General features: G+C 62.3%; 17 protein-coding genes. 3 read left to right on the top strand and 14 right to left on the bottom strand.

Going from position 1 to position 13,184, the window contains the following annotated elements:
• Nucleotides 1-64: 64 nt before the first annotated feature.
• From B0I08_RS05895 to infC, 6 genes are all read right to left on the bottom strand, one after another.
• Nucleotides 65-931, bottom strand: coding sequence for a glutamate ABC transporter substrate-binding protein (locus B0I08_RS05895; protein WP_106210870.1), 867 nt, complete (start codon nucleotides 929-931; stop codon nucleotides 65-67).
• 42 nt (nucleotides 932-973) lie between these two features.
• Nucleotides 974-1,711 (bottom strand): amino acid ABC transporter ATP-binding protein, encoded by a 738-nt coding sequence (locus B0I08_RS05890; protein WP_106210743.1) that lies wholly within the window; start codon nucleotides 1,709-1,711, stop codon nucleotides 974-976.
• Nucleotides 1,712-1,813: 102 nt separating this feature from the next.
• Nucleotides 1,814-2,614 carry a TrmH family RNA methyltransferase gene (locus B0I08_RS05885; RefSeq protein WP_106210741.1) on the bottom strand — a complete coding sequence of 267 codons (801 nt, stop codon included), beginning with the start codon at nucleotides 2,612-2,614 and terminating at the stop codon, nucleotides 1,814-1,816.
• A gap of 82 nt (nucleotides 2,615-2,696) precedes the next feature.
• Complete coding sequence (rplT, locus tag B0I08_RS05880) at nucleotides 2,697-3,086, bottom strand: 50S ribosomal protein L20 (RefSeq protein ID WP_106210739.1); 390 nt, start codon at nucleotides 3,084-3,086, stop codon at nucleotides 2,697-2,699.
• Between the two features lie 19 nt (nucleotides 3,087-3,105).
• Nucleotides 3,106-3,309 (bottom strand): 50S ribosomal protein L35, encoded by a 204-nt coding sequence (gene rpmI / locus B0I08_RS05875; protein WP_106210737.1) that lies wholly within the window; start codon nucleotides 3,307-3,309, stop codon nucleotides 3,106-3,108.
• A complete protein-coding gene (gene infC / locus B0I08_RS05870) occupies nucleotides 3,302-3,886 on the bottom strand; it encodes a translation initiation factor IF-3 (protein WP_245884610.1) in 585 nt (194 codons plus the stop codon). Before infC ends, rpmI begins: the two co-directional genes overlap by 8 nt.
• 304 nt (nucleotides 3,887-4,190) lie before the next feature.
• On the opposite strand from infC, the gene B0I08_RS05865 reads away from it, so the two are divergent.
• Nucleotides 4,191-4,520 (top strand): DUF1844 domain-containing protein, encoded by a 330-nt coding sequence (locus B0I08_RS05865; protein WP_106210733.1) that lies wholly within the window; start codon nucleotides 4,191-4,193, stop codon nucleotides 4,518-4,520.
• Between the two features lie 92 nt (nucleotides 4,521-4,612).
• Here B0I08_RS05865 and B0I08_RS05860 read toward each other — a convergent pair whose 3' ends face one another.
• The 7 genes from B0I08_RS05860 to B0I08_RS05830 all read right to left on the bottom strand — a co-directional run bounded on the left by B0I08_RS05860 (nucleotide 4,613) and on the right by B0I08_RS05830 (nucleotide 9,822).
• Nucleotides 4,613-5,506, bottom strand: coding sequence for a CE1 family esterase (locus B0I08_RS05860; RefSeq protein ID WP_106210732.1), 894 nt, complete (start codon nucleotides 5,504-5,506; stop codon nucleotides 4,613-4,615).
• 21 nt (nucleotides 5,507-5,527) lie between these two features.
• Complete coding sequence (locus tag B0I08_RS05855) at nucleotides 5,528-6,283, bottom strand: SseB family protein (protein ID WP_106210730.1); 756 nt, start codon at nucleotides 6,281-6,283, stop codon at nucleotides 5,528-5,530.
• On the bottom strand, nucleotides 6,283-7,032 hold the full coding sequence (priA, locus tag B0I08_RS05850; RefSeq protein ID WP_106210729.1) for a bifunctional 1-(5-phosphoribosyl)-5-((5-phosphoribosylamino)methylideneamino)imidazole-4-carboxamide isomerase/phosphoribosylanthranilate isomerase PriA: 750 nt from the start codon (nucleotides 7,030-7,032) through the stop codon (nucleotides 6,283-6,285). The genes B0I08_RS05855 and priA overlap by 1 nt, the downstream gene beginning before the upstream one ends.
• A 90-nt stretch (nucleotides 7,033-7,122) precedes the next feature.
• The gene (hisH, locus tag B0I08_RS05845) at nucleotides 7,123-7,755 is read right to left on the bottom strand and encodes an imidazole glycerol phosphate synthase subunit HisH (protein WP_106210727.1); all 633 of its coding nucleotides are present in this window, start codon (nucleotides 7,753-7,755) and stop codon (nucleotides 7,123-7,125) included.
• Nucleotides 7,756-7,757: 2 nt separating this feature from the next.
• Entirely contained in the window at nucleotides 7,758-8,363 is a 606-nt protein-coding gene (gene hisB, locus B0I08_RS05840; protein ID WP_106210725.1) for an imidazoleglycerol-phosphate dehydratase HisB, read from the bottom strand.
• On the bottom strand, nucleotides 8,360-9,436 hold the full coding sequence (locus B0I08_RS05835) for a histidinol-phosphate transaminase (RefSeq protein WP_106210723.1): 1,077 nt from the start codon (nucleotides 9,434-9,436) through the stop codon (nucleotides 8,360-8,362). The genes hisB and B0I08_RS05835 overlap by 4 nt, the downstream gene beginning before the upstream one ends.
• Before the next feature lie 20 nt (nucleotides 9,437-9,456).
• Nucleotides 9,457-9,822 carry a LysM peptidoglycan-binding domain-containing protein gene (locus tag B0I08_RS05830; RefSeq protein ID WP_106210721.1) on the bottom strand — a complete coding sequence of 122 codons (366 nt, stop codon included), beginning with the start codon at nucleotides 9,820-9,822 and terminating at the stop codon, nucleotides 9,457-9,459.
• Between the two features lie 343 nt (nucleotides 9,823-10,165).
• Between B0I08_RS05830 and lexA the strand changes: the two genes are divergently transcribed.
• Nucleotides 10,166-10,846, top strand: coding sequence for a transcriptional repressor LexA (gene lexA, locus B0I08_RS05825; protein WP_106210719.1), 681 nt, complete (start codon nucleotides 10,166-10,168; stop codon nucleotides 10,844-10,846).
• Between the two features lie 126 nt (nucleotides 10,847-10,972).
• Here lexA and hflX read toward each other — a convergent pair whose 3' ends face one another.
• Nucleotides 10,973-12,517, bottom strand: a complete 1,545-nt coding sequence (gene hflX / locus B0I08_RS05820; protein WP_106210717.1) for a GTPase HflX — start codon at nucleotides 12,515-12,517, stop codon at nucleotides 10,973-10,975.
• Between the two features lie 40 nt (nucleotides 12,518-12,557).
• Here hflX and B0I08_RS05815 point away from each other — a divergent pair, with 40 nt between their 5' ends.
• A complete protein-coding gene (locus B0I08_RS05815; RefSeq protein WP_106210715.1) occupies nucleotides 12,558-13,166 on the top strand; it encodes a class I SAM-dependent methyltransferase in 609 nt (202 codons plus the stop codon).
• The last annotated feature ends 18 nt before the right edge of the window (nucleotides 13,167-13,184 follow it).

Below are 13,184 nucleotides of genomic sequence, written 5' to 3'. Positions count from 1 at the left end.
CGTGGGTAAGGGTGCGAAGGCCCGCGCGACATTCCTGTCACGCGGGCCAGCTCACGGGTTGGTGCTAGTAGCGATCGACTGCCGGGGGCTCCGGAGTGTCCAGGACAGCACCAGCGGTGCTTCCCCAGGCCTCGTCCCAGCTGCCATCCTCGTATGCCTCTTCGAGAACATCGTTGATGAAGGTACGGAAGTCGGTGTCGTCCTTCGCGAGGCCGATTCCGTAGGGCTCTTCCGTGAACGGGTTGCCGACAACCGCAAACTCGGGCGCGTTCTGGTCGGCGAGGCCGGCGAGGATCACGTTGTCCGTGGTCACAGCAACGACGGCACCGGTGCGCAACGGCTCGAGGCAGTCTGCGTATCCACCGGTTGCGATGATTTCCGTTGTGTACGCCGCGATGTTCTTCTCGGAAGTGGAACCGCTCACCGTGCAGACGGCCTTTCCGGCGAGGTCATCCGGTCCTTCAATGCCCTCGGGGTTGCCCTCGAGGACGAGGAGGTCCTGGCCGGCTTCGTAGTAGGGGCCAGCGAAGGAAATGACTTCCTTGCGCGCATCGTTGATCGTGTACGTGGCCACAACAATGTCGACCTCACCGGATTGGATGAAGGGCTCGCGGTTGGCCGACACGGTCTCGGTCCAGTTGATTCCGTCTTCGGCGATCCCCAGCTTGGCGGCGATGAGCTTGCCGATCTCAACGTCAAAGCCCTGGGGGTTACCGTCAGCGTCAACCAGGCCGAACAGGGGCTGGTCGAACTTCGTACCGATGGTGATCTCGCCGGCTTCCTGCAACGTTGCCATGGTGCTGCCCTCGGCAAACTCGGTCTGCTCGACCTCGGGGGCTGCGGAGTCATCCTCGCCGCCTGCGCAGCCAGCCAACGTCAGTGCGGCCACGATGGCCAGGGCCGAAATGCTCAGAGTTTTTTTGGCTCTCATCATTCTCCTCATGCTGTGATTGCTGTGTTTCTGACCCACCGGTCAGTGGGTAAGTATTTTGGAGAGAAAGTCCTTAGCGCGCGCCGACTTCGGGTTCGTGAAGAAGGTCTCGGGGTCTGCGTCTTCGACGATGCGTCCGTCAGCCATAAACAGCACGCGGTCGGCGGCCTTGCGGGCGAACCCCATCTCGTGCGTGACGACGACCATCGTCATGCCCTCTTTGGCAAGACCCACCATGACGTCGAGAACTTCGTTGATCATCTCGGGGTCCAGCGCCGATGTCGGCTCGTCGAAGAGCATGATTTTGGGATCCATGGCCAGCGCCCGCGCGATCGCGACGCGCTGCTGCTGTCCACCGGATAGCTGGGAAGGCATCTTGCTCACCTGGTTAGCCACCCCAACTCGATCCAGCAACTCCATCGCGCGTTCTTCCGCGGCTTTTTTGCTCCGCTTCCGGACGTTGGTTTGCCCCAGTGTCACGTTCTGCAGCACCGTCTTATGGGCGAACAGGTTGAACGACTGGAAGACCATGCCCACGTCAGCGCGGAGCTTAGCCAGTGCCGCACCCTCCTCAGGAAGATCGCGGCCCTCGATAGCAATGGAACCGGAGTCGATTGTCTCGAGCCGATTGATTGCACGACACAGGGTCGATTTACCCGACCCGCTGGGGCCAATCACGACGACGACATCGCCCTTGTTGACGGTCAGTGAAATGTCCTTCAACACGTGCAAATCGCCGTAATGTTTGTTGACTTCGGTCATAACGACGAGTGGTTCCATGAACCTACCCAACCACAGCTCGGAGGCATTGAACAACGTGCCCCGCCGTTCGTTACCTCCATGAAACAACCCATTCGCCCCCGTTTTTCGCGGGAAATAGGCCTATTCGCGCTGTGCGAACGCGCTCTCGTAGAGGCAAACGGATGCGGCGGTGGCGAGGTTCATCGACTCTGCGTGGCCGTAGATCGGCACCGTGATAGCGCCGTCCGCAAGCGCATAGTGCTCCTCGCTCAGTCCTCGTGCTTCATTACCGAACAGCCACGCTGTGGGGCCAGCCAAAGTGCCGTTCCGGCGCGCTGCCAGCAGGTCGTCACCCTTGATGTCGGCGGCGAGGATGCGTAGGCCGGCGGCGCGCACGCGCTCGACGACTGTCTCCAACTCGATACCAACAGCGACAGGAAGATGGAAAAGCGAACCGGTGGTGGACCGCACGACCTTGGGGTTGTAGAGGTCGACGCTGCGACCGGTGAAAATGACGGCGTCAGCACCCGCCGCGTCCGCCGCGCGGATGATGGTGCCCGCGTTACCGGGATCGCGCACCTCTTCGAGGATCGCGATCAGTTTGGGTTCGCCGGACAGGATGTCCTTGAGTGAGGTGGGAAACTGGCGGCACACGGCCACGAGGCCCTGCGGCGTGACCGTGTCGGCCATGCTTTCCAGAACTTGCTCGCTGACAAACTCGATGTCGATCCCGACGTTGTCGGCGGCGGTGGAGATATCGCCGTAACGCTCGAGGGCCGTGGGCGTCGCGAACAGCTCGATGACGAGCTCTGGGCGGAAAGTAAGGGCTTCGGCGACGGCTTGCGGGCCTTCGAGAAGGAAGAGGCCGGTCTCGAGGCGGGCATCGCGTTTGGCGAGTTTGGCAACGGCGCGGACCCGTGGCGAGCGTGGATTGTCGATCATGCGCCCCAGCTTAGGTGCAGCAAACAACGAACGCCCCAGCACCGCGCGGGTGCTGGGGCGTTCGAGACAGAATCTTTGTGGCTTACGCCGCAGTGACCTTCGGAGCCGAGGTGTCGGCAGGAAGAGCCGCCTTCGCGGATGCAACGATCGCCGTGAACGTGGCGGGGTCGGTGATCGCAATGTCGGCGAGGATACGACGGTCAACCTCGATGCCGGCCAGGTTCAAGCCCTGGATGAGGCGGTTGTAGGTCAGGCCGTTTGCACGCGATGCAGCGTTGATGCGCTGGATCCAGAGGCGACGGAACTCGCCCTTCTTCGCTCGGCGGTCGCGGAACGAGTAAACGAAGGAGTGAGTGACCTGCTCCTTGGCCTTGCGGTACAGGCGCGAACGCTGACCGCGGTAGCCCTTCGCCCGCTCGAGGATTACGCGACGCTTCTTGTGGGCGTTAACCGCCCTTTTTACTCTTGCCATGATCTATTTACCTAAACCCTTATTTTCCGTACTTGCCGAGAAGCTTCTTGACGCCCTTGGCGTCTGCAGGAGCCAGAGTCTGGTCCATGTTGAGACGACGGGTTACCTCGGAGGACTTCTTCTCCAGGTTGTGTCGCATACCGGCCGACTGCTTCATGATCTTGCCCGAGCCGGTCACCTTGAACCGCTTCTTGGCGCCCGAGTGGGTCTTCTGCTTAGGCATCTGTTTCCTCTTTCGTTGGTGCTACCTCGGCCGGTGTTTCCGCCGATGAATCCTGGGGTTCAACAGCCGCTGTTTTAGCGGGCTTGTTTGCAACGCGTCGCGCTTCGGCTTCCGCCTTCGCCTCCGCCTTGTTTTTCAGCGGGCCGATGACCATAACCATGTTGCGACCGTCAATGGTCGGGTTTGACTCGACTACGCCAAACTCCGAAACGTCTTCCGCAAAACGCTGCAGAAGTCGCACACCCTGATCGGGGCGGGACTGCTCGCGACCGCGGAACAGGATCATTGCTTTGACCTTGTCGCCAGCCTGAAGAAAGCCCTCGGCGCGCTTGCGCTTCGTCTCGTAGTCGTGCTTGTCGATTTTGAGGCGGAAACGGACCTCTTTCAAGACCGTGTTTGCCTGGTTGCGCCGGGCTTCTTTCGCCTTCTGCGCCGTTTCGTACTTGAACTTGCCGAAGTCCATGATCTTCGCGACGGGCGGCTTGGAGTTGGGAGCAACCTCAACCAAATCCAGGTCGGCCTCTTGAGCCAAACGAAGTGCGTCTTCGATGCGGACAACACCGACCTGCTCGCCCATGGGGCCGACAAGACGGACCTCCGGAACGCGGATTCGGTCATTGGTACGGGGATCGCTGATGCGTTTCTCCTCTACTTACGGTTTGAGCCACACTGCCCTGCGGTGCGGGGCGGCGACGTAAGAGGGAATCCGGATGCGCTAAGCACCACACACCCTAGCTACCTGCGAGCGTCTTTCGACACGCGCCGGCGGGGTGCGACTACCCGGTAACCTTGAGAAGCGGTGAACGGGTGGGAGAATCTCCACTTTCGTACCGGGAGGAGAACCTCCCGGAGCCTCGACAACACTAGCAGAGGAATTAGATATGAGCGAGCCCGACCAGATCCGCGACATCGCGGAGGTTCCTGCCATCGAGGTAATCAACACCGTGGCGATCCACCTCCTCAGTGCGGCGGCTGTCAAACTCGGCCTCGCCGAAGATCCAGACGCGCAGCTGGACCTCGATGAGGCTCGCAAGCTGATCAACGCCCTCGCCGGTCTGGTGACCGCGAGCGCTCCCGAGCTGGGCGACCACCATGCGCTCGCGCTTCGCGACGGGTTGCGGACAGTGCAGCTCGCATTCCGCGAAGCATCCTCGTTCCCGGACGCACCGGGCAAGGGTCCCGGAGAGAAGTGGACTGGCCCGGTTAACTAGCTCGTTTCAGGCTCAGTTCGCTGTTGGTTCAGTTCAATGTTGATTCAGCTCGATGTTGATTTAGCTCAGTGCTAGCTCAGGTTGTCTCAGCCTCAGCGAATGAACGACTCGAGTATGACCCGTGTCGCGTCAACCGGAGCTTTTGCGTCCGGCCACACGTGTCCGCCGCCATCAATGGTGTACACGGCCACTGACGCACCCGGCGCGCAATCGTCGAAGGTCTCGATCGACGTCAGGTTCCAGCCGGTCTCTGTCGCGTCGAAGGAGCAGTCGTTGCGCGCGAGCCAGTACTCCATCGCGTCCCAGACGGACGCGTTGTCGACGGGGTTCAGGCCCGCCTCGGCTGCCTCATCCGTCCTGCCGCCCAGATAGGGAACGGTCGTGTCTCCGGTGCCGTGGATTATCACGACGGGGATGGGATTGGTCGAACGGCAATCGGTGACGTTGAACGCTCCGCCAACCACCGCGATGCCGGCCACACGGTCACCCAGGTCGCACGCTGCCCGGTAGCTCAACATCCCGCCGTTAGAGAAACCGACGACGTAGATGCGGGCGGGATCGCCTCCGTATTGCTCGACCTGGTCGAAGATGCGGCTGAGCAACGCGACATCATCCTGAGGTGTCCTCCCCGGAGAGTTGCAGCACTCGCCGGCGTTCCAGGCCTGACGTTTGTCGGCAATCGGCGACCCGTCGGGGTAGACCGCAATATATCCATCCCTGCTGGCGTTATCGCTGAGTCCCGTGTAGTCCTCGAAGTTCTGGGCTGTTCCTCCGAGGCCGTGGAGAGCAACGATCACGGGCAGCAACGTGCCCGGCTCTCGTTCGGGAGCCCGGAATGTCACTGATCGGGCCTGTCCGTTCACCGAGAGGCTGACACTTTGACTGGCCGCCGGCACCAGAGCTGTATCGAGGACCGCGCTGGAGGCGGTACATCCCGCGAGTACGACAAGGACGAAGGACGCAAAAAAAATCGCAAGAGCTTTCATACCGGATCTCCTCGGGTGGGGTCAGGATGTAGCCGCCAATTGCACGCGCATGGAATCCACACGTAGTGCGATTATCTCATTCTCACCCCAGCGCTTGCCTAGGCGTTCAAGCAATTCCGCCAGGGCCTTGCGGTCCAACCCATCCATCAGGCTAAGGTGCACCAGCAACTCAGCACCGGCCAGGCGCGCGTCCGGATCGTTCGAGGAAAGCTGAACCGCGACCACCGAGTCTTCCGGCTCGGCCGACCGAAGGAACTCATCGAGCACCTCTTCATCGAGGTAGCACGGACGCCAGGGACGCCCCTGGGCGATCGCCCACAAAGCGGGGCGTCGCAGCACAAATTCCGTCGACGAAGTCGGATCGAGCACAACAAGCTCGGTCCCCTCACTGGCGGCCGCAAGCGCGACCCGCACCGCGTCCGCAGGAACAGGGCGCGCGCGCGGGTTCCAGGCGGCCATCGCGGCTACCGAGGTGAACACGGGCATCACCGTTCGGCCGTCTGGACCAGCGACGGTCACGATCGACAACTCCTGGGTTTTATCAACAATCTGCCCGCTGTCGTTCTGACCCGCCTCGCCGAGCACCGCCACCAGCGGAATCAGCAGTCGCGATTCACGCAGGGCGGCGACTACTTCGGCTTCGCCCAGCTCGCGGCTGCGGAATCGACGCAATGCCTCCACAAGACGCTCGGGAGCGGAACCGTCATCGTCCGAGCCGGGATTGTGTTCGAAGGCGCGCCCCTCCCACGGGACACCGGCAGAGTCTGTGCCTGCCATCAGGCGTTGGCAACGTCCAGTGCCTCTGCGAGGGTGAACGCGCCAGCATAGAGCGCCTTACCCACGATCGCGCCCTCAAGGCCCTGAGGAACAAGGGTGCGGAGTTCGGCGATGTCGTCGAGGCTGGACACGCCACCCGAGGCAATCACAGGGCGGTCGGTGCGTTCCATAACCTGGCGCAGCAGGTCGATATTCGGCCCGTTGAGCGTGCCGTCTTTGGTGACGTCGGTCACCACATACCGGCAGCACCCGGCTTCTTCAAGGCGGTCCAGAACGATCCACAGGTTGCCGCCCTCCTTGGTCCAGCCCCGAGCAGCCAAAGTCGTTCCACGCACGTCCATGCCGACGGCGATGGCCTCGCCGTACTCGGAGATGACGTGCGCGGCCCACTCGGGATTCTCCAGCGCGGCCGTACCCAGGTTGATGCGCTTTGCACCCGTTGCCAGCGCGGCAGCGAGGCTCGCGTCATCGCGGATTCCACCGGATAGCTCGATGTTGACGTTCCTGGGGGTGTTACGGATCACCTTGCGGATGACGGAGTGGTTGTCACCACGACCGAAGGCGGCGTCGAGGTCGACGAGGTGGATCCACTCCGCGCCCTGGTCGACCCACTCTCCCGCGGCATCGACGGGGTCACCGTAGTTGGTCTCTGTGCCGGCTTCACCCTGGGTTAGGCGCACGGCCTTGCCTCCGGCGACGTCGACGGCAGGCAGTAGGGTCAGGCCGGGGGTTCTGTTGAACTCGCTCATTCACGTTCTTTCTCGGGGCGCGCAGGCGGGTGCGGCAAACAAACATCCGATAGTAGCCCACATTTGGCGGCCCGAATCAAGGGATCAGGCTTAGAGGGTGCCGATCCAGTTGCGCAGCAGCTGGATACCAGCCGCTCCAGATTTTTCGGGGTGGAACTGGGTTGCCGACAGGTACCCGTTTTCCACTGCCGCGAGGAACCGCGAACCGTGTTCTGCCCAGGTAAGGCGCGGCACGGGAAACGGAGGGAGGACGTCGAGCGTCCACTGCTGCGCGGCAAAAGAGTGCACGAAATAGAAGCGCTCATCGCGGAGACCTTCGAATAGTCGCGAGTCCTCAGGCGCATCGACGGTATTCCAACCCATGTGCGGAAGAATCGGGGCTTCGAGTTGGCTGACAACTCCGGGCCACTCCCCCAATCCCGGCGTGCTGTTCCCACGCTCGACACCGCCCTCAAACATCACCTGCATCCCTACGCAGATACCGAGAACCGGCCGACCACCGGCGAGGCGCCGGTCGATCAACTCAGCCCCGCGCGCAGCGTTCAACGAATTCATCACGGCCGAGAAGGCACCGACACCGGGAACGAGCAAACCGTCTGCCGCAGCAACCCGATCGCGGTCGGCCGTCAGCTCTACCCGAGCGCCCGCCGCCTCGAGTGCTTTCGCTGCGGAGTGAACGTTGCCCGAACCGTAGTCGAGTACAACAACGGAGGGTGCGGCCATACCTACAACGCTCCTTTGGTCGACGGCACACCGGATACGCGCTCGTCACGCGCTACGGCCTGACGGAAGGCGCGCGCAAAAGCCTTGAACTCAGCCTCTGCGATGTGGTGCGGGTCTCTGCCAGCCAGGACTGTGACGTGCACCGTCAGCCCGGCGTGGAAGGCAATCGCCTCGAAGACGTGACGCACCATCGACCCCGTGAAGTGGCCACCGATGAGGTGCAATTCGAAACCTGCCGGTTCACCGGTGTGCACGAGGTACGGACGACCGGAGACATCGACGACCGCTTGCGCGAGCGCATCATCGAGGGGTACCAGAGCGTCGCCAAACCGGGAGATCCCGGTCTTGTCGCCGAGCGCCTGCGCTATTGCCTTGCCGAGTACGATGCCGGTGTCTTCCACCGTGTGGTGAACGTCGATTTCGGTGTCACCGGTCGAAACCACCGTCAGATCTACCAACGCGTGCTTGGCGAAGGCCGTCAGCATGTGATCGAAGAACGGTACGGAGGTACTGATGGACGATTGCCCACTCCCGTCGAGGTCGATCGTCAGATCGATGCTCGACTCGCTGGTGTCACGCTTGATGTGCGCGGTGCGTGTCGTCGTCATCGTGCAATCCTACCGAGCGCGTCGAGGAACGCCGTGGTCTCCGCTTCTGTGCCAGCGGTGACACGCAGGTGACCCTCGATACTCAGGTCACGGATGATGATGTCATCCTCCAGCAAGCGCTCAAACAGAGCGTGCGGGTCGGAAACCCCGCCGAACAGCACGAAGTTTGACGCACTGTCGTGCACCGTGTAGCCCAGCTTGGGCAGCTCCACGAGGAGCCGGTCTCGCTGGGTTCTGATGTCGTCGACCATCGCGAGCATCTCCGGCGTGTGTGCGAGCGCTGCAACCGCAGCCGCCTGAGTCAAAGCGGAGAGGTGGTACGGCAGACGTACGAGTCGCATCGCATCCGTGACCGACGGGTGCGACGCCATGTATCCAACCCGCGCGCCCGCGAAGGCGAATGCCTTGCTCATGGTGCGCGAGACGATCAGCCGCTCCCTGCCCGCCAGGAGACTCAGCGCCGTGGGGAGACCGTCTTGGGCGAACTCCGCGTAGGCCTCGTCGACAACCACCATGCCGTCGGTCGCGTCATAGGCGGCGGCGATTGTCTCAAGCGACAATGGCGTGCCGGTGGGATTGTTGGGTGAGCAGAAGAAGATGACGTCCGGGCTCGTTTCCGTGACCCACCGCACGGCGGTCTCTGGCGAGATTCGATACTCGTCATCACGGGTTCCCTCGACCCACCGCGTACCAGTGCCCGACGCGATGATCGAGTGCATCGAATAGGTGGGGGGAAATCCGAGGACAGTCCGGCCCGGTCCACCAAAGGCCTGGAGAATCTGTTGGAGAACCTCGTTGGACCCGTTGGCGGCCCAGACGTTGTCACGCGTCAAGCCGTGACCCAGGTAATTCGCGAGGCTGTCTCGGAGGATTACGAATTCGCGATCGGGATAGCGGTTTACCTGGAGTATCGCCGCGGCCAGGGCCTCCACGATGCTCTGCGCGACAGCCTCAGGGATCGGATGGGTGTTCTCGTTGACGTTCAGAGCGATACGAACGGATTTCTGCGGGGCACCATATGGCGTCAGTCCACGGAGATCATCACGAATGGGTAGGTCAGCGAGAGAGGTCACTGACCAATCTTAAGGTGCCTCTAGTGGTTGCTGTATTCCCGCGGGACATCGAGCTGCTGCCCGGGTCGCACCTCCGCGGACACGAGGGTGTTGAGCGATACAAGGTCGGCGATGACCTCGCGGGGATCGGCTTCTGGCGCAATGTCCTCGGCCAGGTCCCAGAGGGAATCGCCGGCCATCACCGTGACCGACTGCAGTGGCTCTGACGGAGCGGAACCGGTGGCAATCGCTCCGCCGCCGTTGAGCGCCATCAGAACGATCAGAACCACGACGGGGAGCGCCACCACCGCCGTCAGTACAGCGCGGCCGCGCGCGGTAATGCGCAAACGCGGAGCGGTCGGGCGGGCTGCGAACTCCTGGCTGCCTGTCTTGACTGTGATGCTCATGTCGTCTCCTCGAGAACTGGGTGCTGCGTACTTGGTGATGGGTACTGCGGTAGTGATGGGTACTGCGGTAGTGATGGGTACTGCGGTGGTGCTGTGATCGGCCCTACGCTGCGATTCGTACTGTCTGTGTAATCCGCATCCGGCGCTCGGCCGGGAGCGCCGGATGCGAAGCTTTATACCGAACGTATCTTCGATTGTGCCAGATTTCAACAAGAATTCGAAGATTCTGACGAATTTCTTTGCGACACACTCGAACGGGTGTTTCTATTCGCGTGTGAAGTGGATACAGTTTCGATTGTCTGGAATTGACTCAACCAGACACCACCGACATTTCTGGAGAACCATGGATGACACAGTTTCGGCCCGGGGCGAACGCCCGGCGACGCGACGCCGCAAGAGCCTCAGCGATAAGCAGCGGGCGATCCTCGAAGCCATCCAGCGGTCGGTGACCACACGCGGATACCCACCGAGCATGCGCGAGATCGGCGATGCGGTCGGACTTTCGTCGCTCTCCAGCGTCACGCACCAGCTGGGTCAGCTCGAGTTGAGCGGCTACCTCCGCCGTGACCCGAATCGGCCTCGTGCGATCGAGATATTGATCGACCTCCAGCCGTCCGAAGTCACCGCTGACACAACACCCTCAATCGGCGACGCTGCAATGGTGCCGCTCGTCGGCCGCATTGCCGCCGGTGTGCCCATAACCGCAGAGCAGCAAATCGACGAGATCTTCCCGTTGCCGCGCCAGCTCGTCGGCAAGGGCGAGCTGTTCATGTTGAAGGTCGTTGGTGAGTCAATGATCGACGCTGCGATCTGCGATGGGGATTGGGTGGTGGTTCGCCAGCAGCAGACGGCTGAGAACGGTGACATCGTTGCCGCGATGCTCGACGACGAAGCCACGGTGAAAGTCTTCCGCCAGCGCGACGGCCACACTTGGCTGCTGCCGCGCAACACCAACTTCGAGCCGATTGTTGGCGATCACGCGGTTGTGCTCGGCAAGGTTGTCGCGGTTCTCCGTTCGATCTAACGAAAGCCTCGTCGTCTGACGCGCGTCTGTCCCAGACGCGACGGGCACCAGACGCGAGTAAAACATCGACAAAAGAACCGCGCACGGCAGCTGCCGTGCGCGGTTCTTTTTGGTCGAGCGCGTGAGTCAGGCGCTCGCGTGCACCCTGGCCGCGTCGGCAAAGCCGGTGAGCGCCTCGACGTTCTGCGGATGAACCAGCGCGACGACGCGCGTTCCCTCTTCGAGGTACTCGGTCGCCAACACCCGCCCACCCACGTGGAGTCGTGAGATCACTTCGCCGCGGTCATACGGAACGAGGAGGGTCATCTCGACCTGCGGTGCCGGGACCTCCGCAGCAATGCGCGCGAGAAGCTCCTCGATGCCCTCACCGGTGCGAGCGGACACGAAAATGCCTGTGGGCTCAAGTCCACGCAACAGGAGCCGCGTGTTGTCATCTACCAGGTCGCTTTTGTTGAACACCACTATCTCGGGGATATCGCGAGCCCCGACCTCACCGATCACGTCGCGTACGGTGGCCAACTGGCTGCCTGGATCCGGATGCGAACCGTCGACAACATGGACGACCACGTCGGATTCGCCGATCTCCTCGAGCGTCGACCGGAACGCCTCGACCAGCTGGTGAGGCAGGTTGCGTACGAACCCGACAGTGTCGGTGAAGGTGAACGGAATTCCTTGCTCGGTGACGGACTTGCGCACCGTGGCATCCAGCGTGGCAAAAAGCGCATTTTCCACCAAGACCCCGGCGGATGTGACGCGGTTGAGCAGCGACGACTTGCCGGCGTTTGTGTATCCCGCGATGGCGACGCTGGGAACGTCAAAGCGGTTGCGGTTTGCCCGCTTCGCCTCCCGCGCCGGCGCGTATCCCTTGATCTGCTTGCGCAGCTTGGACATCCGAGTGTGAATGCGGCGGCGATCCAGTTCGATCTTGGTCTCACCCGGTCCACGGCTACCCATGCCCGCTCCGGCTCCGCCGACCTGGCCACCGGCCTGTCGGGACATCGATTCACCCCAACCGCGCAGACGGGGCAGCAGGTACTCAAGCTGAGCCAACTCCACCTGCGCCTTACCCTCACGGCTCTTTGCGTGCTGGCTGAAGATGTCGAGGATGACGGCGGTACGGTCGATCACCTTGACGCCGACGACGTCTTCCAACGCACGGCGCTGGCTGGGGGCCAGCTCGGAGTCCGCAATGACGGTATCCGCGCCGAGCGCGGCGACGATGCCCTTGAGTTCCTGTGCCTTACCCCGACCAAGGTAAGTGCTCGGGTCGGGGTTGGGGCGTCGCTGCAGCAGCCCGTCAAGCACCTGCGCACCCGCGGTCTCCGCCAGGGCGGCAAGCTCCCGGAGAGAGTTCTCCGCCTCGGTGACGTTGCCCGCGTAGATACCGATCAGCACCACGTTCTCGAGGCGGAGCTGGCGGTACTCAACCTCCGTGACATCCTGCAACTCGGTGGACAGGCCCTGCACACGCCGCAACGCTGCGCGGTCCTCACGATCGAATTGGTCGCCGTCGCGGTCGCCCTCGTAGTGGGAGTCAGCCTGAAGAGCGTCGGCTCGCCCAGAACCGAACACGGTATAGCCGGAGGAGCGCGCATCATCGCGTGCGAGAACGCGGCCGACGGCGTCGTCGGGCTGGTTCGTTTTGTGGTCGTTCTGTGTGTCGTTGGTCATTTGGTTAAACCCTAGCTTCTAGTTTCGGTAAGTTCTCTAGATGGTCAATGAGCACTACTTCTCCTCCACCCCAGAGAGTGAGGCCAAGCTCCGGCAGTTTCATGCCCGCCTCAATGGCACGGAGTACGAGCTCACCACCGCCGGTGGAATCTTCAGCCCCGAGCGGATCGATCTGGGCACTCAGGTGCTGCTCGGCAGTGTTCCCGCACCCCCATCAGAGGGAGACCTTTTGGATCTCGGGTGCGGATGGGGACCAATAGCGCTGACCCTCGCGCTGCAATCCCCGCTGGCGACCGTGTGGGCCGTGGACGTCAACGAACGCGCGCTGGACCTCGTGCGACGGAATGCTGAAACGCTCGGCCTTACTAATGTGAACGCCGTGCGGCCCGAAAATGTTCCTGACGACATCTCTTTCGGAACGATCTGGTCAAACCCGCCCATCAGGGTAGGCAAAGTAGTGCTGCACGGAATGCTCGAAAAGTGGATGGCGAGGCTTGAGCCGGACGCTGACGCCTGGCTGGTTGTGCAGCGCAACCTCGGCTCCGATTCGCTCCACCGCTGGATGGAGGAAACATTCGGGGACGAGTTCTCCTTCACCCGTGAAAACATCAGCAAGGGCTTCCGAGTCCTGCGTGCTCACCGGGGTTAGCGGCAACCGGCGCTCCGT

The organism is Glaciihabitans tibetensis (genome assembly GCF_003003265.1).
Classification (GTDB): domain Bacteria; phylum Actinomycetota; class Actinomycetes; order Actinomycetales; family Microbacteriaceae; genus Glaciihabitans; species Glaciihabitans tibetensis.
The sequence above is the reverse complement of the archived record's forward strand: the minus strand, read 5'-3'. Positions and strand labels throughout refer to the sequence as shown.